24 protein-coding genes and 1 tRNA gene are annotated in these 25912 nt (G+C 66.3%); 15 read left to right on the top strand and 10 right to left on the bottom strand.

What is annotated here, in order from left to right; genetic code table 11:
- Positions 1-28: 28 nt before the first annotated feature.
- Positions 29-538 carry a bifunctional 3-hydroxydecanoyl-ACP dehydratase/trans-2-decenoyl-ACP isomerase gene (gene fabA, locus LZ585_RS10495; protein ID WP_234853517.1) on the bottom strand — a complete coding sequence of 170 codons (510 nt, stop codon included), beginning with the start codon at positions 536-538 and terminating at the stop codon, positions 29-31.
- A gap of 168 nt (positions 539-706) precedes the next feature.
- Between fabA and gshB the strand changes: the two genes are divergently transcribed.
- Positions 707-1654 carry a glutathione synthase gene (gshB, locus tag LZ585_RS10490; RefSeq protein ID WP_234855811.1) on the top strand — a complete coding sequence of 316 codons (948 nt, stop codon included), beginning with the start codon at positions 707-709 and terminating at the stop codon, positions 1652-1654.
- Between the two features lie 54 nt (positions 1655-1708).
- Here the strand turns inward: gshB and LZ585_RS10485 are convergent, their stop codons facing one another.
- Positions 1709-2209, bottom strand: coding sequence for an Lrp/AsnC family transcriptional regulator (locus LZ585_RS10485; RefSeq protein ID WP_234853516.1), 501 nt, complete (start codon positions 2207-2209; stop codon positions 1709-1711).
- A gap of 118 nt (positions 2210-2327) precedes the next feature.
- Between LZ585_RS10485 and trxB the strand changes: the two genes are divergently transcribed.
- A complete protein-coding gene (trxB, locus tag LZ585_RS10480) occupies positions 2328-3350 on the top strand; it encodes a thioredoxin-disulfide reductase (RefSeq protein ID WP_234853515.1) in 1023 nt (340 codons plus the stop codon).
- 51 nt (positions 3351-3401) lie between these two features.
- On the opposite strand, the gene LZ585_RS10475 is transcribed toward trxB, so the two are convergent.
- The 4 genes from LZ585_RS10475 to LZ585_RS10460 all read right to left on the bottom strand — a co-directional run bounded on the left by LZ585_RS10475 (position 3402) and on the right by LZ585_RS10460 (position 7695).
- A complete protein-coding gene (locus LZ585_RS10475) occupies positions 3402-4349 on the bottom strand; it encodes a D-ribose ABC transporter substrate-binding protein (protein WP_234853514.1) in 948 nt (315 codons plus the stop codon).
- 83 nt (positions 4350-4432) lie between these two features.
- A complete protein-coding gene (locus tag LZ585_RS10470; protein ID WP_234853513.1) occupies positions 4433-5464 on the bottom strand; it encodes an ABC transporter permease in 1032 nt (343 codons plus the stop codon).
- A 24-nt stretch (positions 5465-5488) separates the two neighbouring features.
- The gene (locus LZ585_RS10465) at positions 5489-7033 is read right to left on the bottom strand and encodes a sugar ABC transporter ATP-binding protein (RefSeq protein WP_234853512.1); all 1545 of its coding nucleotides are present in this window, start codon (positions 7031-7033) and stop codon (positions 5489-5491) included.
- Positions 7030-7695: a DUF2291 family protein gene (locus LZ585_RS10460; protein WP_234853511.1), complete on the bottom strand. Its 666-nt coding sequence runs from the start codon at positions 7693-7695 to the stop codon at positions 7030-7032. Before LZ585_RS10460 ends, LZ585_RS10465 begins: the two co-directional genes overlap by 4 nt.
- 380 nt (positions 7696-8075) lie before the next feature.
- On the opposite strand from LZ585_RS10460, the gene LZ585_RS10455 reads away from it, so the two are divergent.
- Genes LZ585_RS10455 through LZ585_RS10435 form a run of 5 tightly spaced genes read left to right on the top strand, consistent with a single transcriptional unit; the run spans position 8076 to position 14200 of the window.
- Positions 8076-9647, top strand: a complete 1572-nt coding sequence (locus tag LZ585_RS10455) for an FGGY-family carbohydrate kinase (RefSeq protein WP_234853510.1) — start codon at positions 8076-8078, stop codon at positions 9645-9647.
- On the top strand, positions 9644-11161 hold the full coding sequence (locus LZ585_RS10450; protein ID WP_234853509.1) for a glycerol-3-phosphate dehydrogenase: 1518 nt from the start codon (positions 9644-9646) through the stop codon (positions 11159-11161). Before LZ585_RS10455 ends, LZ585_RS10450 begins: the two co-directional genes overlap by 4 nt.
- 5 nt (positions 11162-11166) lie before the next feature.
- A complete protein-coding gene (locus LZ585_RS10445; protein ID WP_234853508.1) occupies positions 11167-12099 on the top strand; it encodes a sugar phosphate isomerase/epimerase family protein in 933 nt (310 codons plus the stop codon).
- Entirely contained in the window at positions 12099-13247 is a 1149-nt protein-coding gene (locus tag LZ585_RS10440; protein WP_234853507.1) for an iron-containing alcohol dehydrogenase, read from the top strand. The genes LZ585_RS10445 and LZ585_RS10440 overlap by 1 nt, the downstream gene beginning before the upstream one ends.
- A complete protein-coding gene (locus tag LZ585_RS10435; RefSeq protein WP_234853506.1) occupies positions 13247-14200 on the top strand; it encodes a sugar-binding transcriptional regulator in 954 nt (317 codons plus the stop codon). Before LZ585_RS10440 ends, LZ585_RS10435 begins: the two co-directional genes overlap by 1 nt.
- A 71-nt stretch (positions 14201-14271) precedes the next feature.
- On the opposite strand, the gene tkt is transcribed toward LZ585_RS10435, so the two are convergent.
- Positions 14272-16302: a transketolase gene (tkt, locus tag LZ585_RS10430; RefSeq protein ID WP_234853505.1), complete on the bottom strand. Its 2031-nt coding sequence runs from the start codon at positions 16300-16302 to the stop codon at positions 14272-14274.
- 143 nt (positions 16303-16445) lie between these two features.
- Between tkt and LZ585_RS10425 the strand changes: the two genes are divergently transcribed.
- From LZ585_RS10425 to LZ585_RS10390, 8 genes are all read left to right on the top strand, one after another.
- Positions 16446-17210 carry a DeoR/GlpR family DNA-binding transcription regulator gene (locus LZ585_RS10425; RefSeq protein WP_234853504.1) on the top strand — a complete coding sequence of 255 codons (765 nt, stop codon included), beginning with the start codon at positions 16446-16448 and terminating at the stop codon, positions 17208-17210.
- Positions 17211-17214: 4 nt separating this feature from the next.
- On the top strand, positions 17215-17988 hold the full coding sequence (locus LZ585_RS10420) for a triose-phosphate isomerase (protein ID WP_234853503.1): 774 nt from the start codon (positions 17215-17217) through the stop codon (positions 17986-17988).
- Positions 17985-18446 carry a D-erythrulose-4-phosphate isomerase gene (gene derI / locus LZ585_RS10415; protein WP_234853502.1) on the top strand — a complete coding sequence of 154 codons (462 nt, stop codon included), beginning with the start codon at positions 17985-17987 and terminating at the stop codon, positions 18444-18446. Before LZ585_RS10420 ends, derI begins: the two co-directional genes overlap by 4 nt.
- Before the next feature lie 3 nt (positions 18447-18449).
- Positions 18450-19430: a class 1 fructose-bisphosphatase gene (locus LZ585_RS10410; RefSeq protein WP_234853501.1), complete on the top strand. Its 981-nt coding sequence runs from the start codon at positions 18450-18452 to the stop codon at positions 19428-19430.
- Positions 19431-19434: 4 nt separating this feature from the next.
- Positions 19435-20469, top strand: coding sequence for a class II fructose-bisphosphate aldolase (gene fba / locus LZ585_RS10405; protein WP_234853500.1), 1035 nt, complete (start codon positions 19435-19437; stop codon positions 20467-20469).
- A 279-nt stretch (positions 20470-20748) separates the two neighbouring features.
- A complete protein-coding gene (locus tag LZ585_RS10400) occupies positions 20749-20964 on the top strand; it encodes a hypothetical protein (RefSeq protein WP_234853499.1) in 216 nt (71 codons plus the stop codon).
- Between the two features lie 85 nt (positions 20965-21049).
- The gene (locus LZ585_RS10395; protein ID WP_234853498.1) at positions 21050-22894 is read left to right on the top strand and encodes an ABC-F family ATP-binding cassette domain-containing protein; all 1845 of its coding nucleotides are present in this window, start codon (positions 21050-21052) and stop codon (positions 22892-22894) included.
- 125 nt (positions 22895-23019) lie between these two features.
- Positions 23020-23763, top strand: a complete 744-nt coding sequence (locus tag LZ585_RS10390) for a MipA/OmpV family protein (RefSeq protein WP_234853497.1) — start codon at positions 23020-23022, stop codon at positions 23761-23763.
- Between the two features lie 118 nt (positions 23764-23881).
- Here LZ585_RS10390 and LZ585_RS10385 read toward each other — a convergent pair.
- The 3 genes from LZ585_RS10385 to tig all read right to left on the bottom strand — a co-directional run bounded on the left by LZ585_RS10385 (position 23882) and on the right by tig (position 25855).
- Positions 23882-23955, bottom strand: a tRNA-Gly gene (locus LZ585_RS10385).
- Positions 23956-23997: 42 nt separating this feature from the next.
- Entirely contained in the window at positions 23998-24417 is a 420-nt protein-coding gene (locus tag LZ585_RS10380) for a DUF1489 family protein (protein WP_234853496.1), read from the bottom strand.
- 103 nt (positions 24418-24520) lie between these two features.
- Entirely contained in the window at positions 24521-25855 is a 1335-nt protein-coding gene (gene tig / locus LZ585_RS10375) for a trigger factor (RefSeq protein WP_234855810.1), read from the bottom strand.
- Between the last annotated feature and the right edge of the window lie 57 nt (positions 25856-25912).

Raw genomic sequence — 25912 nt, 5'->3', positions numbered from 1 at the left:
CTCCTTAATCTTGTTCAGTTGGCCGCCATCAATTGGACGACAGCGCGACTTTCATGTCCTTGACCTGATAGATGGTCTCTCCATCCGCCTCGACACGGCCGTCGGCCACGCCCATGGTCAGGCGCCGCGTCTGCACGGCCTTCGTGAAATCGACGTGATAGCGCAACAGCTTGCGGTCGGGGCGGACCATGCCGGTCAGCTTGACCTCGCCCACGCCCAGGGCATAGCCGCGGCCCTGCCAGCCGCGCCAGCCCAGGTTGAAGCCCGTCAGCTGCCACAAGCCGTCCAGGCCCAGGCAGCCCGGCATGATCGGATTGCCGGGGAAATGGCAGGCGAAGAACCACAGGCCTGGGGTGATGTCGAACTCGGCCGTCACATGGCCCTTGCCATGGCTGCCGCCGTCCTCGGAAATGTCGGTGATGCGGTCCATCATCAGCATCGGGGGTTCGGGCAGTTGCGCATTGCCGGGGCCGAACAACTCTCCCCGCGCGCAGGCCAGAAGGTCGTCGCGGTCGAAGCTGGTTTTGTCCATCGCCATGCGGTCTTGCCTTTTTTGTCGCCCCGGCCGGGCTTGTCCAAGTTGACGCTTCGTCTATCACTTGGGGCAAAGCGCGTGCAAGTCAATGCGACCGCCAAGGCGATCGGCGGCCTTGCATCCGGCGGGGGGCCGGGCGACAAGCGGCCCGAGCCGCCCAAGGAGGACAGGATGAGCCTGTATGTCGCCCTGCAGATGGACCCGATCGAGGATGTCTCGATCCACGCCGACAGCACGTTCCGCATCGGGCTGGAGGCCCAGGCGCGGGGCCATCGCCTGTTCCAGTACACGGTCGATCAGCTGCGCTATGACGAAGGCCGGGTGATCGCGCGCGGCCGCCCCGTCACCCTGCGCCGCGAGGAAGGCAGCCACGTCACCTTCGGCGACTGGGCCGAGGTGGACCTGTCGGACTTCGACGTGGTCTGGCTGCGCCAGGATCCGCCCTTCGACATGGGCTATGTCACCTCCACGCATCTGTTGGACCGGGTGCATCCGGGAACGCTGGTCGTGAACGATCCGTTCTGGGTCAGGAACTGCCCGGAAAAGCTGATGGTGCTGGATTTTCCCGACCTGACGCCGCCCACCATGATCGCCCGCGACCCCGCCGCGATCCGGGCCTTCCGCGACCGGCACGGCGACATCATCGTCAAGCCCCTTTACGGCAACGGCGGGGCAGGGGTGTTCCATTTGGATCCCGACGACCGCAACCTGTCCGCGCTGCTGGAACTGTTCGCAGGCATCAACCGCGAACCGATGATCGCGCAAAAATACATCCACGCCGTAAGCCAGGGCGACAAGCGCATCATCCTGGTCGATGGCGAACCCGTCGGCGCGATCAACCGCGTCCCGCAGGTGGGCGAGGCCCGGTCCAACATGCATGTCGGCGGCCGTGCCGAAAAGATCGGCCTGACCGATCGCGAATACGAGATCTGCAAGCGGATCGGCCCGGTCTTGCGCGAAAAGGGCCTGATCTTCACCGGCATCGACGTGATCGACGGCTGGCTGACCGAGATCAACGTGACCTCGCCCACGGGGATCCAGGAACTGGAACGGTTCGACGGAATCAACGCGGCCGAGAAGATCTGGGAGGCGATCGAGAAAAGGGTGGCCGCCGCCTGATCTTCTTCACTCAAATATCCTCGGGGGGTCCGGGGGGCGAAGCGTCCCCGGCTTCTACCCCGCCTCGCGCACCCGCTCCTCGACCACCTCGAACGGCACCCCCGGCTGATCCTTCGCCGCGCGGATCACCAGCGACGTTTTCACGCTGGCGACATTCGGCGCCGCCGTCAGCGATTGCGTCAGGAAGCGCTGGAAGCTGGACAGGTCGGGAGAGACGCATTTCAGGATAAAGTCGATCTCGCCGTTCAGCATATGGCATTCGCGGACCAGCGGCCAGCCCTGGACAAGCGCCTCGAAGGCCGAGAGATCGCGTTCGGACTGGCTGGCCAGGCGGACCATGGCAAAGACCTTGACCTCGAAGCCCAGTTCCCGTGCGTCGATATCGGCGTGGTAGCCGCGGATGAAGCCGGTTTCCTCCAACGCGCGAACCCGGCGCAGGCAGGGGGGCGCGGATATGCCCACGCGGCGGGCCAGTTCGACATTGGTCATCCGGCCGTCGGCCTGCAATTCGGCCAGGATCTTGCGGTCGATGTCGTCCAGTTTCGCGCCGGCCATGCTGCTCTTTCTTGATCGGGTCTTTGGCGTTGCCGGAAACTACAATGGGGGCACATTGCGCGCAACATTCTTTCTGGGCGCGTCCCGCGTTGCGATTTCCGGTGGGAAGGACTACCTCATGCACAAACACCGGATGGGACGCAAGATGACCGAAAGCACGCATGTCAAACTTCTGATCATAGGGTCCGGCCCCGCTGGCTATACCGCCGCCGTCTATGCCGCCCGTGCCATGCTGAATCCGATGCTCATCCAGGGGATGCAGCCCGGCGGGCAGCTGACCATCACCACCGAGGTCGAGAACTGGCCGGGCGAGACCGAGATCCAGGGCCCCGAGCTGATGGTCAAGATGGAGGAACACGCCCGCGCCATGGGGACCGACATCGTGATCGACATGGTGACCTCGCTTGACCTTCAGCGCCGCCCCTTCACGGCGACCTGCGACAGCGGGCGCGTGGTGACGGCGGATGCGGTGATCCTGGCGACCGGCGCGCAGGCCCGCTGGCTGGGCCTTCCGTCCGAGGAGAAGTTCAAGGGCTTCGGCGTCAGCGCCTGCGCGACCTGCGACGGTTTCTTCTATCGCAACCGCGAGGTTCTGGTGATCGGCGGCGGCAACACCGCGGTCGAGGAGGCGCTGTTCCTGACCAAGTTCGCCAGCAAGGTGACGCTGGTCCACCGCCGCGACAGCCTGCGGGCCGAAAAGATCCTTCAACAACGCCTGTTCAAGAACCCCAAGGTCGAGGTGATCTGGAACCACGCCCTGACCGAGGTTCAGGGAACCGACAGCCCGGCGGGCGTGACCGGCGCGGTCCTGACCTCGACCGTGGACGGCAGCACGCGCACGGTTCCGGCCGACGGCGTCTTCGTGGCGATCGGCCACGCCCCCGCCAGCGAGCTGGTCAAGGACCAGCTTGAACTGCACAACGGCGGCTATGTGAAGGTCGAACCGGGCAGCACCCGCACCTCGATCCCCGGCGTTTTTGCTGCGGGCGATTTGACCGACCACGTCTATCGCCAGGCGGTGACAAGCGCGGGCATGGGCTGCATGGCGGCGCTGGATGCGGAAAACTGGCTGGCCGAGCATGACGATGCGGGCCAGCCCGATCCCGACCATGCCTGGCGGGAAGACGAGATGGCGGGCTGAACGAAAAAGGGGCGCGGTGGTCCGCGCCCCTTTCGCTTTTCCAGGCTGCTCTTACTGTTCCAGGACGAAGGGGCCGGTATAGTTGTCCACGTTGTCCGCCGTGATCAGCAGGCAGTCGAACAGCTGCTTTTCGGTGTCCACGCCGGTCGTGCCGTTCTTGATGAAGTTGTCGGCCTGGCGCACCGCTTCCTCGGCAAAGACGGCGACGGGCTGCAGGACGGTGTATTGCAATTCGCCGGCCTTCACGGCCTCGACCGCGTCGGGGGATCCGTCAAAGCCTCCGACCTTGACCTGTTCCAGCTTGCCGGCCTCTTTCAGCGCGGCAATCGCGCCAAGGGCCATTTCATCGTTGCCGGAAATCACGCCGATGATGTCGGGGTTCGCCTGCAGCAGCGACTGCATCTTCTGGTAACCTTGGGTGCGGTCCCAGTTGGCGACTTCCTGGCCGGCCTTCACCAGGTCGGGATACTGCGTCAGCACGGTCTCGAACCCGTTCGACCGGGTCTGGGCGTTGTTGTCGGACGGCGCGCCGAACAGTTCGACATAGTTGCCCGCATCGCCCACGGCCTCGACCCAGGCCTGCGCGCCCAGGGCCGCGCCTTGGGCGTTGTTCGACACCAGTTGCGCCTTGGCCAGGCCCTCCTGGTTGATCTCGGCATTGACCAGGAAGACGGGGATGCCCGCATCGACGGCCTTCTGCACCGCGCCCACGGAACCGTCGGCGTTCGCCGGGTCCAGGATCAGCGCCACCGACTTGTTGGTGATGGCGGTATCGACCAGCGTGCTTTCGGTATTGGTGTCGCCCCGGTGCGCGGCCACGTTGGCGGTATATCCCAGTTCCTCGGCGGTGGCCTTGGCGACCTCGCCTTCCGTGAACCAATAGGGGTTCGCGGGGTCGTTGACGATGATGGTGATCAGCCCCTCGGCCGAGGCGGCACCGGCCATCATAGGCATGGCGACGGCGGCGGCAAGCAGCGCGCGGCGGGTCATGGTGAACATACTCTCTCTCCCTTGAAAAAACTGCCTTTGGTGGCAGGACGATCCGCCCGGACCCCGTGGCCCCGGCGGTATGGATCGGCCCGTCAGGACTTGCGCCCGCCGCGCCCGTATTGGATGGAATTCATCAGCACCGCCAGCACGATCACCGCGCCCGTGAACACCGTCTGCCAGTATGACGACACCCCGATGATCACCAGGCCCGCTGACAGGAAGCCGATGACAAAGGCCCCCAGCATCGTGCCGCGCACCCCGCCGCGCCCGCCGGTCAGCGCCGCGCCCCCGATCACCACCGCCGCGATGGCCGTCAGCTCATAGGTCGTGCCCGCCGTCGGCCCCGCCGATGTCAGTTGCGAGGCCAGCACCAGCCCCGCCACCGCCGACAGTGCGCCCGAGATGGTATAGACGGTGATCTTGACCAGCCGCACCGGCACGCCCGACAGTTCCGCCGCGCGTTCGTTCCCGCCGGATGCATAAAGCCAGCGCCCAAAGGCCGAGCGCGACAGCATCAGCCCGGCCAGGATTGCCACCACGGCCAGCACGATCACGCTGATCGGGATCCCCCACAGGCGGTTGAAGCCCAGCCAGTTGAAGCCGGTATTCCCCAAGGCCTCGGTGCCGCGCAGGTTGTTATAGGTCAGCCCGTTCGTCATCAGCAGTGCGACGCCCCGCGCCACATACATCACGCCAAGGGTCGCCACGAAGGGCGGCACCTTGAAGAAGGCGACCAGCACGCCGTTCAGCGCGCCCACCAGGGCACCCACGGCGATGGTCAGCACCACCACGGCCCAGACCGGCGGATACAGGATCACACCCGCCCATTCCAGCGTGACGCCCTGCATCATCGCGCCCGCGCAGACCCCGCAAAGCGCCAGGATGGATCCCACCGACAGGTCGATCCCGCCGTTCAGGATCACCAGCAGCATCCCCACGGACAAAATGCCATAGATCGCCACCTGCGACGACATGATCAGAAAGTTCGACAGTGTGAAATAGTTCGGCGACAGGAAGGAAAAGACCGCGATGATCGCGATCAGGGCAAAGAAGGCGCGGCCTTCCAGCAGCAGCCGTCCGATGCTAAAGCCGTCCTGCTTGGGCGCGGTGGTGGTGGCAGACATAGGTTTTCCTCGCTCAACGGCCCATCAGGCAGTCACGGACTCGCCCGAGGCGGCCATGATCTTTTCCTTGGAAACGGTGGAATCGAATTCGGCCGAGATCCGGCCCTTGTGCATGACGATGATCCGATGCGCGATGGACAGGCATTCGCTGACCTCGGATGTGGAATAGATGACGGCAAGGCCCCGGCGGGCGCCTTCGGCCAGCAGGCGAAAGACCTCGGCCTTGGCGCCGATGTCGATGCCGCGCGACGGTTCGTCCAGCATGATGACGCGGGGGTTGGTGGCCAGCATCTTGCCGATCACGACCTTCTGCTGGTTGCCCCCCGACAGCGAGCCGATGGGGGCCGACCCGCCCGAAGTCTTGACGGTGACGCTGCGGATGCTGTCCTCGACCAGCTTGCGTTCCGCGCGGCTGCTGGTGAACAGCCCGCGCGTGAAGGTGCGGATGGATGCCAGCGACAGGTTCTGGCCCACGCTCATGGTCTGGACCAGGCCGTCGCGCTGGCGATCCTCGGGCACCAGGGCCAGGCCGCGGGCGATGCGTTCGCCGATGGAAAGGTGGGATATTTCCTGCCCTTCCAGCACGATCTCTCCGCCGGTGGCCTGCAACCGTCCCGCGCAGGTTTCCAGCAGTTCCGTGCGCCCCGCGCCCATCAGGCCATAGATGCACAGGATTTCCCCGGCGCGCAGGTCCAGCGACAGATCGCGCACCAGATCCTTGCCGGTCGCGTCCGGCACCGACAGATTGCGGATCGACAGGGCGACCTGCCCCTTGGCGCTGTCGGGCGGGCTGCCCAGGTCGTAATTCTCGCCCACCATGTTGCGCACGATCCAGTCGAGGTCGATGTCGGCGCGCGGCGCATAGGCCGTCATCGTGCCGTCGCGCAGCACCACCGCATGATCGGTGATCGTCAGCGCCTCCTCGAGGTGGTGAGAGATATAGACGATGCTGACGCCCTTGGCGGTCAGGTCGCGGATGACCTTGAACAGCACCTCGACCTCGCTGGCCGACAGGGCGCTGGTGGGTTCGTCCATGATCAGGATGCGGCTGTCCACGGACAGGGCGCGGGCGATTTCCACGATCTGCTGCTGGCCCAGGCGCAGTTCCTCGACCGGGGTAAGGGGGTCGATATCCTCCTCCAGCTCCTCCATCAGGATGCGGACCTGGCGTTCCTCCTCGGCGAAATCGACGCCCATGGGGCCGCGCAATTCGCGCCCCATGAAGATGTTGTCGCGGACCGACAGGTTGGGGGCCAGCGACAGTTCCTGGTGGATGATGGAAATGCCCCGGTCGCGGGCCTCGTTCGCGTTGGCAAAGCTGACCGGCTGGCCGTCCAGGATGATCTGCCCGGTGGTGGGCTGGATCACGCCCGACAGGATCTTCATCAGCGTCGATTTGCCCGCGCCGTTCTCGCCGAACAGGGTCGTGACCTGGCCGCGATGGATGTCGAAGTTCACGCCCTTCAGCGCGTGGACATTGCCGTATGACTTGGCGACGTTGCGCGCGGCCAGGACCACGTCGCGGGCATCGGGATTGCCTTCGGTCTGCCCGCTCACTGGCCCGCTCATTGGACCGCAACCTCGACCGGGGTGATCATCCAGTTCTTGGGGTTGATCAGGCGGAAGGCGCCGGTGACGGTGACGGACCTGCCGGTCAGGCTGGCGGTGTCGATGCCGTCCAGAACGGCGGCCTTCATGGCGCGGTTGATGCCCGATCCGGCGTCCTGGTATTCGATCTGGTTCTTGAAATCGCCGAATGCGATGTCGCCCGGCGCGTCGCGCAGGTCGGTACCGTTGATCGCGGGGCCGGTCTGGACGCGGACGGTGATGTCTTCCGGCACGCCTTCCACCGTCAGCGGATAGACGCCCGACCGTGCCTCGCCCGCGATGCCGGTCAAGGTCACGAACATGATCGCGCCGGTGGACGACGCCGTGCCGTATTTCTGCGCCGCCGCGTCCTTGTCGGCCAGCACCTCGGGCGCAAGGGTGGCGGCATCCACCGCCTTTTCCTTGACGAAGGCCTGGACGCGCGGGAACTGTTCCTGCCCATAGCTGTCGGGCGAAAAGGTCTGGACGCGGACATCGGCCTCGGACCCGATGGGGACGACGGTGGTGTCCAGCGCGATCGCGCCTGCCAAGACGACGATGGCCGCCACGCCCAGCAGCATTCCGCGCCGCGACGGGGCAGGTGCCTTGGGGGCGGAAGGGTTCGGGGCGGTGCTGTGCGTCATGGGTAAAAGCCCTGAATGTCTTCCGGGGGTCGGCGGGTGGCAGCGGATGCGGGGCAAGCGCCGCAAGGCGAAATCCCCCACCGGCGGCGCGGCGTCAATGCCTGTGGTCTGGGCATATCGGATCCCCCCTCGTAACCTTTTTGGCCTGGCCTGCGTTGACTGATTGCACGGCCCGGCAGGCAAGTCGCCTCCTCTGACGGATCCTGCCCTTGAACCTGACCTTAACTGAAATTAATTACGCTGTCTGCAAAAAAATGCATTCACGGTGCTTGTCCTTTCGTGTATGGATTTGGGAATGGGCGCGGTCCTGCAACGGACCCGCGCAGGAGGATTTGGAATGATTGCCGCGAAACCCGGCCTGCCGCGCAAGGAATTAGTCCATGCTTGGCCGTGACATCCTGATCGGCATCGACGCAGGCACCTCGGTCATCAAGGCGGTGGCCTTTGACCTGTCGGGCGGGCAGATCGCTGCGGCATCTGTGCCCAACCGCTATCATTCGGGCGTCGACGGATCGGCCACGCAATCGCTGGGCCAGACCTGGGACGATTGCGCGGCGGCGTTGCGCGGGCTGGGGGCGAAGGTGGACGGCCTGGCCTCGCGCACGGCGGCGCTGTCGGTGACGGCGCAGGGCGACGGGACATGGCTGGTCGGCCGCGACGGGCCGGTAGACGATGCCTGGCTGTGGCTGGACGCCCGCGCCGCGCCCACCGTGGCGCGGCTGGCGGACGGCCCCGCCAACCGCGCCCGGTTCGAGGCGACGGGCACCGGCCTGAACACCTGCCAGCAGGGCAGCCAGATGGCGCATATGGACGCCCACGCGCCCGACCTGCTGGACAGGGCCGAGGTCGCGCTGCATTGCAAGGACTGGCTTTACCTGAACCTGACGGGCGTGCGGGCGACCGATCCGTCGGAAGCCGGCTTCACCTTCGGCAACTTCCGCACCCGCGAATACGACGACGCGGTAATCGACGCGCTTGGCCTGACCCATCGCCGCGGTCTGCTGCCGCCGATCATTGACGGAACCCAGGTCACGCATCCGCTGACGGCGGATGCCGCGCGGCAGACCGGGCTTCTGGCGGGCACACCGGTCGCCTTGGGCTATGTGGACATGGTGATGACGGCGCTTGGCGCGGGCGTTTATGGCGGCGCGGCAGGCGACGTGGCCTGTTCCACGGTGGGGTCCACCGGCGTCCACCTGCGCGCGGTCCCTGCGGGCGACGTGCATCTGAACGCCGAGGGCACCGGCTATGTCATCTGCCTGCCCATTCCCGGCATCGTCACCCAGGTCCAGACCAACATGGCGGCGACCCTTAACCTGGACTGGGTTCTGGGGATCGCGGCGGGCATCATGTCCGACATGGGCCAGGTCGTGACCCATCGCGATCTGGTCGCGCATATCGAGGGCTGGCTGGCGCAGGCGAAACCCGGCCAGATCGTCTATCACCCCTATATCTCGGACGCCGGGGAACGAGGGCCTTTTGTCAATGCCGACGCGCGGGCAGGCTTTGTCGGCCTGTCGGCGGGCCACCGATACCCCGATCTGGTCCGCGCCGTGGCCGAGGGGCTGGGCATGGCCATGCGCGATTGTTATGCCGCGATGGGTCCGCTGCCCGGCGAACTGCGCCTGACCGGCGGGGCCGCCCGGTCGCGGGGCCTGCGCGGGATCCTGTCGGCCAGCCTGAACGCCCCCGTCCGCGTATCCGACCGCGACGAGGCGGGCGCGGCGGGCGCGGCGATGATGGCCGCCGTCGCCATCGGCGCCTATCCCGACATGGAAAGCTGCATCGCCGAGTGGGTCACGCCCCTGCTGGGACAGGCAGAACAACCCGATCCCGCGCTTGTCGCGGCCTATGACGCGCTGTTTCCGGCCTTCGCCGCCTCGCGCCGGGCCTTGCCGCCCGCATGGGACGCCCTTGCCGCAGCCCGATCCCTGAAAGGACATGAAGAATGACCTCTGACACCGACATGATCGACCTTTTCGTCATCGGCGGCGGCATCAACGGCGCGGGCGTGGCGCGCGACGCGGCGGGCCGGGGTCTGAAGGTCGTGTTGTGCGAAAAGGACGACCTGGCGCAGGGCACGTCCTCCCGGTCGGGCAAGCTGGTCCACGGGGGCCTGCGCTATCTGGAATATTACGAATTCCGCCTGGTCCGCGAAGCCCTGATCGAGCGCGAGGTGCTGCTGAACGCCGCCCCGCACATCATCTGGCCGATGCGCTTCGTGCTGCCCCATTCGCCGCAGGATCGCCCGGCCTGGCTGGTCCGGCTGGGCCTGTTCCTTTACGACAACCTGGGCGGGCGCAAGAAGCTGCCCGGCACCCGCACGCTGGACCTGCGCCGCGACCCCGAGGGCGCGCCGTTGCTGAACCAGTATCACAGGGGGTTCGAATACAGCGACTGCTGGGTGGACGACGCCCGCCTTGTGATCCTGAACGCGGTCGGCGCGGCGGAAAAGGGCGCCACCGTCCTGACCCGCAGCCCCTGCATTTCCGCCCGGCGCGAGAACGGCGCCTGGACCGTGCAGACCCGCAACGAGGTCACGGGAGAGATCCGCAGCTTCCGTGCGCGCTGCATCGTCAACTGCGCGGGGCCTTGGGTCAGCGATGTCATCAACAATGTCGCCGGGTCCAATTCCGGCCGCAAGGTCCGGCTGGTCAAGGGCAGCCACATCATCGTGCCGAAATGGTGGTCGGGCCAGCAGGCCTATCTGGTCCAGAACCACGACAAGCGGGTCATCTTCATCAACCCCTATGAAGGCGACAAGGCGCTGATCGGCACCACCGACGTGGCCTATGAGGGCCGGGCCGAGGACGTGGCCGTGGGCCAGGACGAGATCGATTACCTGCTGGCCGCCGTGAACCGCTATTTCAAGGAAAAGCTGCGCCCTTCGGACGTGCTGCACGCCTTTTCCGGAGTGCGCCCGCTGTTTGACGACGGTGCGGGCAACCCGTCCGCCGTGACGCGCGATTACGTCTTCGACCTGGACGCCACCGGCGGTGCGCCGCTGCTGAACGTATTCGGCGGCAAGATCACCACCTTCCGCGAACTGGCCGAACGCGGGATGCACAGGCTGAAGGGCATCTTTCCCAAGATGGGACCGGACTGGACCGAAGCCGCCCCCCTGCCGGGCGGAGAGATCGCCAACGCCGATTTCGAATCTTTCCTGAACCTGCAGCGCGACCTGCATCCCTGGATGCCGCGCCCGCTGATCGTTCATTACGCCCGCCTTTACGGCGCGCGGATCAGGGATGTCGTCGCGGGCGCGATGAACATGGCGGACCTTGGCCGCCATTTCGGCGGCACGCTCTATGAAGCCGAGGTCCGCTATCTGGTCGCCCGCGAATGGGCGCAAACGCCCGAGGACATCCTGATGCGCCGCACCAAGCATTACCTGCACCTGACGCCCGCCGAACAGCAGGCCTTCGCGGACTGGTTCGACGGGTCCGATCTGGCAAAGGCTGCGTGACCGCCATGACCCTGACGCTTTCGCTGAACACCAACCCGCTGGTCAACCGCTTTGCCGACCCCGACGACCTGATCGACACGGTGGCGCGTGACCTGCGCATCCGCGATCTGCAGTTGACCCATGAATTCATCAACCCAGGCTGGCCCGCCCCGGTGATCCGGCGCCTGACCCGCCAGATGGCTGCCGCGCTGGACCGCACCGGCGTGCGCGTGACCAGCGGCATGACCGGACCTTACGGGCGGCTCAACCACTTCGGCCACCCCGACCGCGACGTGCGGCGATACTATGTGGACTGGTTCAAGACCTTCGCCGACATCATCGGCGACCTTGGCGGCACATCGGTCGGCACGCAGTTCGCGATCTTTACCTATCAAGATTACGACGACCCGCAACGGCGAGAGGCGCTGATCCAGACCGCCATCGACTGCTGGGCCGAGGTCGCGGACCACGCCAAGGCCGCCGGTCTGTCCTATGTCTTCTGGGAACCGATGAGCGTGGGGCGCGAATTCGGCGAAACCATCGCCGCCTGCATGGAATTGCAGGATCGGTTGACGGCGGCAAACATGGCCGTGCCGATGTGGATGATGGCCGATATCGACCATGGCGACGTGACCAGCCCCAACCCGGACGACACCGACCCCTATGCCTGGGCGCGCACGGTGCCCAAGGTCAGCCCGATCATCCACATCAAGCAATCGATGATGGACAAGTCGGGCCATCGCCCGTTTACCGCCGAATACAATGCCAAGGGTGCGATCCAGCCGGAACCCCTTCTGGCGGCATTGGCCCAGGGCGGGGCCGTGGACAACGAAATCTGCCTCGAACTGTCCTTCAAGGAACGCGAACCGAACGACCGGCAGGTGATCGCCCAAATCGCCGAGAGCGTGGCCTTCTGGGCGCCGCATATCGACAGCGGCGCCGGGGATCTGAGGGTCTGATGGTCGCGCCCTTCGCCTTTGCCACCGCGACCGAGATCCTGTTCGCCAGGGGCCAGGCGGCTGTCGCGGCGGCGCGGATCAAGGGGATGGGCCAACGGGTGCTGCTGGTCCATGGCCGCGACGCGGGCCGCGCGGGATGGTTGGCCGATGCGCTGACCGCGCAGGGCTGCAAAATCACGGGCTTTGCCGTCCCGCGCGAACCGGATGTTCCCTTGATCCAGGAAGGCATCCGCGCGGCGCAGGGGGCTGATGTTGTCGTGGCCCTGGGCGGGGGGGCGGTGATCGACGCGGGCAAGGCCATTGCCGCCCTTGTTCCCGCCACGCGCCCGATGCTGGATCACCTTGAGGTCGTGGGCCACGGCCTGCCGCTGGACAACCCGCCCTTGCCCTTTGTCGCCATTCCCACCATAGCCGGCACGGGGGCCGAGGTCACGCGCAACGCCGTGATCGGCGTGCCGGAACAGCGCCGCAAGGTCAGCCTCCGCGATGCGCGGATGCTGCCGCGCCTTGCGATCGTCGATCCGGCGCTAACCGACGGGTGCCCGCGCGCGGTGACGCTGGCCTCGGGCCTCGATGCCATCACCCAGGTGATCGAGCCTTTCGTCTGCACCCGCGCCAATCCGCTGACCGATGCGCTGTGCCGCGACGCGATCCCACGCGGGCTGGCCGCGATCCGGCGGTTGATGGAGGATGAAGATCCAGCAGCCCGGGACGAGATGGCCTGGGTCAGCCTTTGCGGCGGGCTGGCGCTTGCCAATGCCGGGTTGGGCGCGGTCCATGGCCTTGCCGGGCCGCTGGGCGGGCTGACCGGCGCCCCCCATGGCGCAATCTGCGGTGCGTTGCTGCCCCATGTGTTGATGGCAAACCGCCGCGCCGCGACCGATCCGGGTGCCATCGAGCGTCTGGATCAGGTGGCCCGCTGGATCGGTGCGGGTTTCGACACGCCCTTCGCCTCGATGCCCGAGGCCACGCGGGCGCTTGCCGACTGGTCCCATCGCGCGGGCCTTCCGGCGCTGACCGCGCTTGGCATCGGCCCCGAAGCGCAGACCGCCGCAGCTGAGGCGGCGGCAACCTCGTCCTCGATGAAGGCCAACCCTGTGGCGCTGACCGAAAACGAGTTGCGCCGCATCATGGAGGAGGCGGGCTGATGGCGCGGCATGGCGGGATCGACCCTGAAAAAAGCCTCGCCACCCGCGCGGCATGGCTGCATTACGCGGGCGGGTTGACCCAGGCGGCGGTCGCCAAGCGGCTGGGCGTCACCGGCGTCAAGGCGCATCGGCTGATCGCCCGCGCCGTGGCCGACGGCGCGGTCAAGGTTTCCATCGACGGCGCCATTGTCGAATGCGCGGCGCTGGAGGATCGGTTGTGCAAGCGCTACGGCCTGGCCTTCTGCGAGGTTGCCCCCGATCTGGGCGAGGATGGGATCCCCTTGCGCGCCCTGGGCCTGGCGGGGGCCGGCTTTCTGCGCCGGGAAATCGAACGGGGGGAACACCGCGTCATCGGCCTGGGCCATGGCCGCACGCTGGCCGCCGCGGTCGGGGAACTGCCGCGCTTCGATGCGAACGGCACGCATTTCGTGTCGCTGCTGGGCGGGCTGACGCGGAACTACTCGGCCAACCGCCATGACGTGATGCACCGGCTGGCCGAAAAGACCGGCGCGCAGGCCTATGTCCTGCCGGTGCCGTTCTTTGCCAATTCGGAAACCGACCGCGCGGTGCTGCTGGCGCAACCGGGCGTGCGCGAGATTTTCGACCTGGCCAATGGCGCGGGGCTGAAGTTCGTGGGCATGGGCACGGTCGATCCCGGCGCGCAACTGGTCGCATCCGGCATGATAGAGCCGCGAGAGATCGACGAGATCCGCGCGGCAGGGGGGGTAGGCGAGATGATGGGCCATTTCCTCGATGCCCAAGGCCATGTGCTGGATACCACGCTGTCGGCGCGCACGCTGTCGGCATCGCTGGACGATCCGGGCGACAGCCGCGTGGTGGTGATCGCGGGCGGGGCCGACAAGGTGCAGGCGATCCGCGCCGCCCTGAAAAGCGGCCGGTTGCGCGGGTTGATCACGGATGAGGCGACGGCGGTGGCCTTGGCCCACCCATAGGAAAGGTGCGTGCGAAGCACGCACCCTACGGTTCGGGTGTAGGGTGCGTGGTTTCCCACGCACCTGGCCGGTTACTTGCCGGTCAATGCCTTCGCGCGGGCGACGATGGCATCCGCCGTGATCCCGAACTCCTGGTACAGCCGGTCGATGGGCGCGGATGCGCCAAAGCCGGTCATGCCGATCACGTCGTCCTCGGACGCGACATAGCGCGTCCAGCCGAACTTGCCTGCCGCTTCCACGGCGATGCGCGGCGCGTCGCCTAGGGTCGCGTTGCGGTAATCCTCGGGCTGCGCGTCGAACAGTTCCCACGACGGCATCGACACGACGGCGACGGCCAGGCCCTGGCCATGCAGCGTTTCGGCGGCCTGGACGGCAAGCTGCACCTCGGTCCCCGTGGCGATCAGCGTCACGTCGCGGCCCTCGCCGAACTGGCGGATCACATAGGCGCCCTTGGCGGTCAGGTTCTCGTCCCCGGCCTCTAGCCGCAGTTGCGGCACGTCCTGGCGCGACAGGGCCAGCAAGGACGGGACATTGCGGTTGCGGATCGCGATGTCCCAGGCTTCCAGCGTTTCCACCGTGTCGGCGGGGCGCAGGACCGTCAGGTTCGGGATGGCACGCAAGCTGGCCAGATGCTCGATCGGCTGGTGGGTCGGGCCATCCTCGCCCAGGCCGATGCTGTCATGGGTCATCACGAAGATCGTGCCGACCCCCATCAGCGCCGACAGGCGGATCGCGTTGCGGGCATAGTCCGAAAAGACCAGGAACGTCCCGCCATAGGCGATGAAGCCGCCATGCAGGTTGATCCCGTTCATCGCGGCGGCCATGCCGAATTCGCGCACGCCATAGCCGATATAGCGGCCCGGCGCCTCGCGCGTGTACTGGCTGTCCACGGCCTTGACGCGGGTCAGGTTCGACCCGGTCAGGTCGGCGGACCCGCCGATCATTTCCGGCAGGGCGGCGGTCAGCGGCTCCAGCGCCATCTGGCTGGCCTTGCGGGTCGCGGCCTTCTTGGGGTCCGCGAACAGCGCGTCGCGGGCGGCCTTGACGGCGGCGTCATACCCTTCGGGAAGGATGCCCGACTGGCGGCGGTTGAATTCATCGCGGACCTCGGCGGACTTGCCCGCCAGACGCGCTTCCCAAGCCTCGCGGTCGGTGGCGCCGCGGGTGCCGATCTTGCGCCATTCCGACAGCAGGTCCTCGGGGATCACAAAGGCCTCGTGCGGCCAGCCGATCGCCTCGCGGGTCAGCGCGGCCTCGTCCTTGCCCAGGGGCGATCCATGGACCGAATAGCTGCCCGCCTTGTTGGGCGAGCCGAAGCCGATCACCGTCTTCATCGCGATCAGCGAGGGCTTGCCGGTTTCCGCCTTGGCCGCCGCGATGGCCGCGTCAAGCGCCTTGCCGTCGTGGCCGTCGCACCTCTCGACGTGCCAGCCGCAGGCTTGGAAGCGCGCGGGCACATCTTCCGAGAAGCTGATCGAGGTCGGGCCGTCGATGGTGATGTCGTTGTCGTCATACAGCACGATCAGCTTGCTCAGGCCCAGATGGCCCGCAAGGCTGATGGCTTCCTGCCCGATGCCTTCCTGCAAGCAGCCGTCGCCAGTGAAGACATAGGTGTGATGATCGACCAGATCGTCACCGAACTCTGCCGCCAGCCGCCGTTCCGCCAATGCCATGCCCACCGCCGTGGCGAGACCCTGGCCCAGCGGGCCGGTCGTCGTCTCGATCCCCTTGGCATGGCCGTATTCCGGGTGGCCCGCCGTGATGGATCCCCACTGGCGGAAGTTCCTGACCTGCTCCAGCGTCATGTCCTCATAGCCCGTCAGGTGCAGCAGGGAATAGAGCAGCATGGACGCGTGGCCGTTCGACAGCACGAAGCGGTCGCGATCCGGCCAGTCGGGGTTCTTGGCGTCGAACTTCAGGTGGTTGCGGAACAGCACCGTGGCCGCGTCGGCCATGCCCATGGGGGCGCCCGGATGGCCCGAATTCGCCGCGTTCACCGCGTCGATGGACAGCGCGCGAATGCAGTTGGCCAGCGCGAAGTTCTGCGGATCCAAGTCGGCCTTGGCCGCGATCTTGGGGTCTTTGGGCGAATCTAGGGGCATATGGTCCTCCGACGGTTTGAGGGTGAATAACGCGGACCGGCACGGATCACAACGATAATCACAAAAGCCCATCACAATGTCACAAAAATCATGTTGCGATTTCGATGGGCGGTGTTACAACCGCCCCAACGCAGGAGGCATGGTTGAAGCGCGACGAACGCAGGCAGGCGATCATGGACCTTTTGGTCGGCGCCCGCGCCGTGGATCTGGACGATCTGGCCGACCGTTTCGCCGTGTCGCGCATGACCATCCACCGCGACTTGGACGACTTGGAACAGGCGGGTCTGCTGCGCAAGGTGCGCGGCGGCGCCACCATCGAGGCGGGCACCCAGTTCGAGAGCGACTTTCGCATCCGTGCGTTGCAGGACTCTGATGCCAAGGCCCGCATGGCCCGCGCGGCGCTGGATCTGGTGGAACCCGGCATGACCGTGATGGTCAACGACGGGTCCATGGCGGCGCTGTTGGGCGCCAACTTGGTCGACAAGGCCCCCCTGACCGTCATCACCAACAACGCCGCCGTGATCGACCGACTGAAGGACGCGCCGCGCGTGACGCTGATCGCCCTTGGCGGCACCTACAGCGCCAAGTTCAACGGCTTCTTCGGCGTCGTGACCGAGGATGCGCTGTCGCGGCTGCGCGCGGATTTGGCCTTTATTTCCACGCCTGCCGTGGCCGGGCTGCGGGCTTTCCACATGGACGACGCGGCGGTGCGCGCCAAGCGCGCGATGATCTCTGCCGCCGACCGGGCGGTGCTGCTGGTCAACCACACTCGCTTCGGCCGGTCCGCGCTGCACGCGCTGGCGGACCTGACCGACTTCGACGCCATCATCACCGACGCCGCCCCCGCGCCCCATGATCGCGCCGCGATCGAGCGGGCCGGGCTGCGGCTGACCATTGCAAGGGATTGAGCGCATGACGGATTTCTGGATCGGCACAAGCTGGAAGATGAACAAGACGCTGGATCAGGCACGCGTCTTTGCCGAAGGCCTGGCCGCCGCCGATGCGGGCCGCGACCCGCGCATCCAGCGTTTCGTGATCCCGCCCTTCACCGCCGTGCGGCAGGTCAAGGAATGGCTGTCAGGCACATCCGTGAAGGTCGGCGCGCAGAACATGCACTGGGCCGACGAGGGCGCCTGGACGGGCGAGATTAGCCCCGTGATGCTGCGCGACTGCAACCTCGACATCGTGGAACTGGGCCACAGCGAACGGCGCGAGCATTTCGGCGAGACGGACGACACCGTGGGCCTAAAGACCGAGGCCGCGGTCCGTCACGGGCTGATCCCCCTGATCTGCATCGGCGAGACGCTGGCCGAACGCGAATCCGGCCGTGCCCAGGACGTGCTGGAAACGCAGGTGCGCGGCGCGCTTGGCAAGCTGACAGGCGATCAGAAGAACGCCACGATCCTGCTGGCCTATGAACCTGTCTGGGCCATCGGCGTTAACGGGATCCCCGCCACGTCCGACTATGCCGATGCCCGCCAGGCCGAGATCGTCGCGGTCGCGCAGAACGTGCTGGGGCGCCGCGTGCCCTGTCTTTACGGCGGCTCGGTCAATCCGGGCAATTGCGAGGAACTGATTTCCTGCCCGCATATCGACGGGCTGTTCATCGGCCGGTCCGCCTGGAACGTGGACGGCTATCTCGACATCCTGGCGCGCTGCGCCGCAACCATCGGAGAAAAGCAATGAAACTGGCAATTGCAGGCGACAGCGCGGGCGAGGGTCTGGCCAAGGTTCTGGCCGACCATCTGAAAGACAAACATCAGGTGTCGGAAATCAGCCGCACCGACGAAGGCCCGGACGCCTTCTATGCCAACCTGTCCGACCGCGTGGCGTCCCAGGTCAAGGACGGCACCTTTGACCGCGCCATCCTGGTCTGCGGCACGGGCATTGGCGTCTGCATCGCGGCCAACAAGGTGCCGGGCATCCGCGCCGCGCTGACCCATGACACCTATTCCGCCACCCGCGCCGCGCTGTCGAACGACGCGCAGGTCATCACCATGGGCGCGCGCGTGATCGGCCCGGAACTGGCCAAGGCCATCGCTGATGCCTGGCTGGCCGAGACCCAGAACTTCGACAAGGCCGGCAAGTCCGCAGGCAACGTGAACGCAATCGACGCGGTCGATTCGAAATACAACAAGGCCTGAGGGATGCTGAAACTGCCGAACGACGGCCCGGCCACGGGCCGCCTGCTGTCGCAGGTGCTGACAGGGGGTGGCCCCGCCGCCATTGTCCGCGCCATTGCCGAGGCGCAGCCCCCGCTGATGCAGCGTCTGGCCGCGGGACGCCTGCACGGCGACCCGACCGAGATCGTGGGCGTCAACGACACCGGCGACAAGCAGAAGGCGCTGGACGTGGGCGCCCATCACCACATGATCGAGGTGCTGCGCCGCGCCGGTGTCCGCCAGGTCCTGTCCGAGGAAGCCGAGGCGGTCATTCCCCTCAACCCCGACGGCGCCTGGGACGTGGCGATGGACCCCATCGACGGATCGGGCAGCATCGGCATCGGCGCGCCCTTGGGGATGCTGTTTTCCATCCTGCCCGCCGCGCCCGAAGGCTTTCTGCGGACGGGTGAATCGGTGGTGGCTGCGGGCTATGCCAGCTTCGGCCATTCGATGGATTTCGGCTGGTCCCTGGGCGACGGCACCCATATCGCCGGCTGGGACGACGAGGCGGGCGAGTTCCGCATGGTGCGCGAGAACGTCGTGCTGAAGGCCAAGGCATCCACCATCGCCTATAACGCGTCGAACGAACGCCACTGGACGTCGGGGCTGCAAGCCTGGGTCGCCGATCTGCGCGCGGGCCGGGACGGGCCGCTGGGCAAGAACTACAACATGCGCTGGCTGGCCGCCGCCGTGGGCGAATTGCACCGCATCCTGCTGAACGGGGGCGCGTTCCTTTATCCCGCCGACCGGCGCCCCGGATACGGAAACGGCAAGCTGCGGCTGGTCTATGAGGCGATGCCCATCGCCTTTCTGGTCGAAGAGGCGGGCGGCCTTGCATCCGACGGCACGCAGCCCATCCGTTATCGCAAACCGTTAGCGGTACACGACATGACGCCCCTGATATTCGGCGCTAAGGACGAGGTCGAGACGATCCTCGGCTATCTGGCCGAACCCACCGAAGGATAACGACATGGCTATGATTACCCTGCGCCAGCTTCTCGACCACGCGGCCGAGAATGGCTACGCGGTCCCCGCCTTCAACATCAACAACATGGAGCAGGGTCTGGCGATCATGACCGCAGCGCAGGCGACGAAATCGCCGGTGATCCTGCAGGCCAGCCGGGGCGCGCGCGCCTATGCCAACGACCTGGTGCTGGCGGGGCTGATCCAGGGCTTTGCCCGCGCCTTCCCGGACATCCCGCTGTGCATGCATCTGGACCACGGCAACGGTCTGGCGACCTGCGCCACCGCGATCCAGAACGGCTTTACCAGCGTGATGATGGACGGATCGCTGAAAGCCGACGGCAAGACGCCCGCCGATTACGACTATAACCGCGACGTGACCGCCCAGGTGGTGCAGATGGCGCACGCCTGCGGCGTATCCGTGGAAGGCGAGCTGGGCGTGTTGGGCAGCCTGGAAACCGGCATGGGCGACCAGGAGGACGGCCACGGCGCGACGGAACAACTGGGCCACGACCAGCTTCTGACCGACCCGGACGAGGCCGTGCGCTTTGTCAACGACACCAAGGTGGATGCGCTGGCCATCGCCATGGGCACCTCGCACGGCGCCTACAAGTTCTCGCGCAAGCCCGATGGCGACATCCTGGCGATGCACGTGATCGAGGAAATCCACACCCGCCTGCCCAACACCCATCTGGTGATGCATGGCTCGTCCTCGGTCCCCGAGGATCTGCAGCAGATCATCAACAGCTATGGCGGCGACATCAAGCCGACCTGGGGCGTCCCGGTCGAGGAAATCCAGCGCGGCATCAAGCACGGCGTGCGCAAGGTCAACATCGACACCGACAACCGCCTGGCCATGACCGCCGCGATCCGCAAGGTGTTTTCCGAGGAACCGTCCGAGTTCGATCCGCGCAAATACCTCAAGCCCGCGATGCAGATGATGTCGCAGGTCTGCAAGGACCGCTTCGAGGCTTTCGGCACGGCCGGCAACGCCGACAAGATCGTGCCGCTGCCGCTGTCGGCAATGGCTTCGCGGTATTGATCTGCGGTTGGAATGAAGAAGGGGCCTCGCCGAGTGGCGGGGCTTTTTTGTTGCCTTTTCGAAGGATCATCTGCGCGGGATTACCTTTGTGACGCATCGCCGCTGAAACAGTTTAAGCAGGAAGCTGCGGCGAACTGATCAATCGAAGGTCGGTGCGGCAAATGTCCGATCGGGCCGACCGGCCAGGCTTCTTCAACCGCCTCGGGACATCCCCAGGCGTTCTGAAACTTCTTGGTCCTTTCCGCTGTTATCCCCCCAACACCCGAAAGGAACCTTCTCATGGCCACCGAACCCAAGCCCAGTCGCGGTATGCCCCGCTCGCTCCTCTACGCGCTGATCCCCGCCGGATTTCTGATCATGGTTGCCTTCATGGTGCTGTCCGGGCGCGACACGTCCGAGACGGCGGCCGAGGCGGCCGTCGAAGCCACGGATACCGTTCCGCAGCCTGTCGAAGCGGCGCCCGGCACGGCAGCCCCGGCGGAACCGGCGAACTGACGCTTCGGCCCTGTGCGGGATAAGACCCGGAGAGGCGCGGCCATGCCAGCTTGACGCCGCCCCCCGCATCGGCCATGCCGCGCCCATGTTACGCATCGACGATATCTCTTATTCCATCCAGGGGCGCCCCTTGTTCGAGGGCGCCTCGGCCACCATTCCCGAAGGCCACAAAGTCGGCCTTGTCGGCCCCAATGGCGCGGGCAAGACCACGCTGTTCCGGCTGATCCGGGGTGAACTGGGCCTTGATGGCGGCGACATCAGCCTGCCCAGCCGCGCGCGCATCGGCGGCGTCGCCCAAGAGGCGGCGGGAACCGCCGCCTCGGTCCTGGAAACCGTTCTGGCCGAGGACAAGGAACGTGCATCGCTTCTGGCCGAAAGCCACACCGCCACGGACGCGCACCGGATCGCCGACATCCAGACCCGGCTGGCCGACATCGACGCCTGGTCGGCCGAGGCGCGGGCGGCCTCCATCCTGGACGGCCTGGGCTTTTCCACCGCCGACCAGGCGCGGCCCACCAGCGACTTTTCCGGCGGCTGGCGGATGCGTGTCGCCTTGGCGGGCGTGCTGTTCGCGCAGCCGGACCTGCTGTTGCTGGACGAACCGACCAACTATCTGGACCTGGAAGGCGCGCTGTGGCTGGAAACCTATCTGGCGCGCTACCCGCACACGGTCATCATCATCAGTCACGACCGCGACCTGCTGAACCGCGCCGTGGGCCATATCCTGCACCTGGAAGCGCGCAAGCTGACGCTGTATACCGGCGGCTATGACGATTTCGCCCGGATGCGCGCGGAACGCCGCGCCCTGCAGGCCGCCGAGGCAAAGAAGCAACAGGCCCGGCGCGACCATCTGCAAGGCTTCGTGGACCGCTTCGGCGCCAAGGCCAGCAAGGCCCGCCAGGCCCAGGCCCGCGTCAAGATGCTGGCCAAGATGGAGCCGATCACCGCGCCCGAGGAAGCCAAGCTGTTCCGGTTCGGCTTTCCCCAGCCCGAGGAACTGTCGCCCCCGATCGTGGCGATGGAGGGCACTAGTGTTGGCTATGACGGGCGCGCGGTCTTGCGCAAGCTGACCCTGCGCATCGACCAGGACGACCGGATCGCGCTGCTGGGCCGCAACGGGCAGGGCAAGTCCACGCTGTCCAAGCTGCTGGCCGAACGCCTGCCCGCGATGGAGGGCAAGCTGACCCGATCCGGCAAGCTGCGCATCGGCTATTTCGCGCAGCACCAGGTGGACGAACTGCATCTGGACGAAACGCCGCTGGATCACATCCGCAGCCTGCGCCCGCACGAAGGCCAGGCCAAGCAGCGGGCCCGGCTGGCAGGCTTCGGGCTGATGGAGGCGCAGGCCGAAACCAAGGTGGGCCAGTTGTCGGGCGGGCAAAAGGCCCGGCTGTCGCTGCTGATCGCCACCATCGACGCGCCGCATCTGCTGATCCTGGACGAGCCGACCAACCACCTGGACATCGAATCGCGCGAGGCGCTGACCGAGGCCCTGAACGACTATACCGGCGCGGTGGTGCTGGTCAGCCACGATATGCACCTGTTGGGACTGGTGGCGGACCGATTGTGGCTGGTCAAGGACGGCGCCGTGGCCCCCTATGAGGGCGACCTGGACGATTATCGCCGGTTCCTGCTGAGCGGGGACGAGCCGAAAGTGGTCGAGGCGCCCAAACCCGCCTCGAAACGCCCGCCGCGCGACGCGGTGCTGGCCCTGCGGTCCGAAGCGCGCCGCGCCGAGGAGCGCGTGCAAAAGCTGGCCGATATGCTGGCAAAGCTGGATGTAAAGCTGGCGGATCCCGCGCTGTACAACGATCCTTACGAGGCGAAACGCTGGTCCGCCAAGCGTGCCGAAGCCGTGCAAGCCATGGCGCGCGCCGAGGAAATCTGGATGAGCGTGCTGGAAAACCTGGAAGGGGTGGAACGCCCCTAGGGGCTGTTGCCCAAATGCGCCGCCCGCCGGACGTTGGTTAACGAATGGCGCGCCCCACCTTGTGCAGGGCCACGATTCGCCTCATGTAATCTCTACATTCCACCGACCCCCTGAAGGATCCGACCATGAAAAACACGCTGGCCCTGGCCGTTCTTGCCGTATCCGCTGCCACGGGTGCATTCGCGCAGGATTTCGGCTTTGCCGGCCGCGAGTTCTCGGTCGATCTGGGGGTCGGTGTGAATGTCGGACCCGATTATCCCGGTTCCGACGATGCCGAGGCCGGGCCGTGGCTGATCTGGGACAATGCCGGGTTCAACCAGCCGGGCAGCGACCTGCGCGAAGGCTTTGCCATCTCGCCGTCCTTCGGCACGGTGGGTGAACGCGAGGCCGACGACAATGACGATCTGGCGGGCATGAAGGACATCGACCGCGCCTATGAGTTGGGCCTCAAGGTCAGCTATGGCGCCGGGCCGCTGACGGCCTTTGGTTCGGTGCGCAAGGGTTTCGACGGCCATGAGGGGCTGACCGGCGAAGTGGGCGCGAAATACCGCACCGACCTGTCTGACCGCATGACGCTGTGGTCGGGCCTGTCGCTGGGCTATGGCGACGGCGACTACAACGAAACCTATTTCGGCGTCACCCCCGAGGAAGCGGCTGCAGGCCGTCCCGCCTATGACATCGGCGGCGGCTTCAACAAGGCCGCGATCACCTTCGAGGCGCGCTATGCCCTGACCGAGAATGTCGCGGTCCTTGGCGAGGTCGAATATGGCAAGCTGATCGGCGATGCCGGGGACTCGCCGGTCGTGCAGGACGAATACCAGCCCGCGCTGCGGCTGGGCATCGTTCGGAAATTCTCGTTCGGGTTCTGATCGGGACAGGATCGGGCCGGGATCGGAAATGCGACAAGCCGCGGCATTACCCGCGGCTTTTTCATGCGTCCGGCCGGTCGAGATGCCCTGAAGGGACCGCCTGATCTTGCAAGGGGATTGGAGCGGGTGAAGGGAATCGAACCCTCGTATTCAGCTTGGGAAGCTGCTGCTCTACCATTGAGCTACACCCGCATGGCGCCTTGGCTAAACGATGGAAAAGGCCGCGTCAAGCCGTCAGACAAGCCCCATTTCCGCAAGCGCCGCCGCCATCTGCGGGGGCAATGCCACGTCCCCTTCGCGGCCCCGGACCATGTCGGCGGGGGCGTCCTGGGCGTGCAGATAGCGCCAGCCCTGGAAGGGGCGGCGGGGCACGGCGGTGACAGGCACCAGTTCCCGGTCCAGGATCAGGGCGCAGCGGCGGATGCCATCGTCGTGGCGGTGTTCGTCCAGTCGCACGATGCGCTGGCGGGCCAGCATGACGCCCTTGAACACCCAGAAGATAGACCCCCCGGCCAGCAATTCGCCTTCGCGCTTGGGCCACATCCGCGTCACATGAACGGCATGGCCATCGCCGAAACGACGCTGCCAATGGACCAGATCGTCCGGCCTTTCGGCCCCGACGCAAAGCTTCATAAGGTGGAGTTGTGCTGACATGGCCGCAAGATAGGGGGCAGGGGCGGGCGTCACAAGATCGCCGCCAACGAAAAGGCCGCGCAGGATGGCGCGGCCTTTCTGTCGAATGTTAGTCAGTGGACGATCAGAGTTCGTCCAGGGCCTCGACAGCCTTTTCCAGTTCTTCCTTGGTCACGGATTTTTCGGTGACCTGCGCTTGTTCGGTGATGTGATCGACGACCTTGTCCTCGAAGATCGGCGCGCGCAACTGCTGTTGCACGGCCTGGTTCTGCTGGACGAATTCGAAGAAGGCGCGTTCCTGGCCCGGATACTGACGGGCGGCGCGCAGCACGGCCTGGGTCATTTCCTGGTCGGTGACGGTCACTTCGGCCTTCTGGCCGATCTCGGCCAGCAGCAGGCCAAGGCGCACGCGGCGCTCGGCCAGCTTCTTGTGTTCCTCGGTCGGCTCGATGCTGCCGTGGTTGTGGTCGTGGACCTCCGGGTTTTCCTCGTGCCACAGCTGGTGGGCGATCTGCTGGGCCTCGGCCTCGACCAGCGATTCGGGCAGGTCGAACTTCACCTTCTCGTCCAGCTGGTCCAGAAGCGAGCGTTTCAGGATCGCGCGGGCTGCACCGGCATATTCCTGTTCCAGACGACCGGCGATCTGCTTTTTCAGACCGTCCAGATCCTCGGCGCCGAACTTCTTGGCCAGTTCGTCGTCGATCTCGGCGGCCTGGGGGGCTTTCACGGCCTTGACCTTGCATTCGAAGGTGGCTTCCTTGCCCGCCAGATGCGGGGCGCCGTATTCCTGGGGGAAGGTCACGGTGACGGTCACGTCGTCACCTTCCTTGGCGCCGACCAGCTGATCCTCGAAGCCGGGGATGAAGCTGTTCGAACCCAGCACCAGCGGATAATCCTCGCCCGTGCCGCCCTCGAAAGCCTCGCCATCGACGAAGCCCTTGAAGTCGATCACGACCTGGTCGCCATTCTCGGCCGGGCTGCCCGCCGTGCGGTCATCGAACGACTGCGCGGATTTCGCCAGGTTCTCAAGCGCCTCGGTGATGGCCGCGTCCTCGGCCGGGACGGACAGCTTTTCTAGCGTCAGGCCGGACAGGTCCACCTCGGGGATTGGGGGAAGGGCCTCGTAGGACACGTTGACGACAACATCGTCGCCTTCCTTCCAGCCTTCGCCGTTCTGCATCTCGACCTTGGGCTGGGTCGCGGGACGGTCGCCCGAGGTGTCCAGGTGCGACTTGAGCGCGCCGTCGATGGCGTCCTGCATGGCGTCGCCCAGGATGCGGGGGCCGAACTGCTTCTTCAGCATGGCCATCGGAACCTTGCCCTTGCGAAAGCCCTTCATCTCGACTTCGGGCTGGGCTTCCTTCAGCTTGGCATCGACCGTGGCGGCCAGATCCGCAGCCGGCAGGGTGAACTGGTAGCCCCGCTTGAGACCTTCGTTCTGGGTTTCCTTGACCTGCATCATCGTCCTCATGGCATAGGGCCGCCACCGCGGGGGCGGCCTGAAAAATTCCCGCCC

This window comes from Paracoccus everestensis (assembly GCF_021491915.1).
Classification (GTDB): Bacteria; Pseudomonadota; Alphaproteobacteria; order Rhodobacterales; family Rhodobacteraceae; genus Paracoccus; species Paracoccus everestensis.
The sequence above is the reverse complement of the archived record's forward strand: the minus strand, read 5'-3'. Positions and strand labels throughout refer to the sequence as shown.

Excerpts from the sequence above, each read along its gene's own strand:
- LZ585_RS10420 (WP_234853503.1), top strand. The coding sequence starts at position 17,215 with ATGACGGATTTCTGGATCGGCACAAGCTGGAAGATGAACAAGACGCTG.
- LZ585_RS10440 (WP_234853507.1), top strand. The coding sequence starts at position 12,099 with ATGGTCGCGCCCTTCGCCTTTGCCACCGCGACCGAGATCCTGTTCGCC.
- derI (WP_234853502.1), top strand. The coding sequence starts at position 17,985 with ATGAAACTGGCAATTGCAGGCGACAGCGCGGGCGAGGGTCTGGCCAAG.
- gshB (WP_234855811.1), top strand. The coding sequence starts at position 707 with ATGAGCCTGTATGTCGCCCTGCAGATGGACCCGATCGAGGATGTCTCG.
- LZ585_RS10465 (WP_234853512.1), bottom strand. The coding sequence starts at position 7,033 with ATGAGCGGGCCAGTGAGCGGGCAGACCGAAGGCAATCCCGATGCCCGC.
- LZ585_RS10460 (WP_234853511.1), bottom strand. The coding sequence starts at position 7,695 with ATGACGCACAGCACCGCCCCGAACCCTTCCGCCCCCAAGGCACCTGCC.
- LZ585_RS10395 (WP_234853498.1), top strand. The coding sequence starts at position 21,050 with ATGTTACGCATCGACGATATCTCTTATTCCATCCAGGGGCGCCCCTTG.
- tkt (WP_234853505.1), bottom strand. The coding sequence starts at position 16,302 with ATGCCCCTAGATTCGCCCAAAGACCCCAAGATCGCGGCCAAGGCCGAC.
- LZ585_RS10485 (WP_234853516.1), bottom strand. The coding sequence starts at position 2,209 with ATGGCCGGCGCGAAACTGGACGACATCGACCGCAAGATCCTGGCCGAA.
- LZ585_RS10455 (WP_234853510.1), top strand. The coding sequence starts at position 8,076 with ATGCTTGGCCGTGACATCCTGATCGGCATCGACGCAGGCACCTCGGTC.
- LZ585_RS10400 (WP_234853499.1), top strand. The coding sequence starts at position 20,749 with ATGGCCACCGAACCCAAGCCCAGTCGCGGTATGCCCCGCTCGCTCCTC.
- tig (WP_234855810.1), bottom strand. The coding sequence starts at position 25,855 with ATGCAGGTCAAGGAAACCCAGAACGAAGGTCTCAAGCGGGGCTACCAG.
- LZ585_RS10470 (WP_234853513.1), bottom strand. The coding sequence starts at position 5,464 with ATGTCTGCCACCACCACCGCGCCCAAGCAGGACGGCTTTAGCATCGGA.
- trxB (WP_234853515.1), top strand. The coding sequence starts at position 2,328 with ATGCACAAACACCGGATGGGACGCAAGATGACCGAAAGCACGCATGTC.
- fba (WP_234853500.1), top strand. The coding sequence starts at position 19,435 with ATGGCTATGATTACCCTGCGCCAGCTTCTCGACCACGCGGCCGAGAAT.
- fabA (WP_234853517.1), bottom strand. The coding sequence starts at position 538 with ATGGCGATGGACAAAACCAGCTTCGACCGCGACGACCTTCTGGCCTGC.
- LZ585_RS10380 (WP_234853496.1), bottom strand. The coding sequence starts at position 24,417 with ATGTCAGCACAACTCCACCTTATGAAGCTTTGCGTCGGGGCCGAAAGG.
- LZ585_RS10390 (WP_234853497.1), top strand. The coding sequence starts at position 23,020 with ATGAAAAACACGCTGGCCCTGGCCGTTCTTGCCGTATCCGCTGCCACG.
- LZ585_RS10445 (WP_234853508.1), top strand. The coding sequence starts at position 11,167 with ATGACCCTGACGCTTTCGCTGAACACCAACCCGCTGGTCAACCGCTTT.
- LZ585_RS10450 (WP_234853509.1), top strand. The coding sequence starts at position 9,644 with ATGACCTCTGACACCGACATGATCGACCTTTTCGTCATCGGCGGCGGC.
- LZ585_RS10475 (WP_234853514.1), bottom strand. The coding sequence starts at position 4,349 with ATGTTCACCATGACCCGCCGCGCGCTGCTTGCCGCCGCCGTCGCCATG.
- LZ585_RS10435 (WP_234853506.1), top strand. The coding sequence starts at position 13,247 with ATGGCGCGGCATGGCGGGATCGACCCTGAAAAAAGCCTCGCCACCCGC.
- LZ585_RS10410 (WP_234853501.1), top strand. The coding sequence starts at position 18,450 with ATGCTGAAACTGCCGAACGACGGCCCGGCCACGGGCCGCCTGCTGTCG.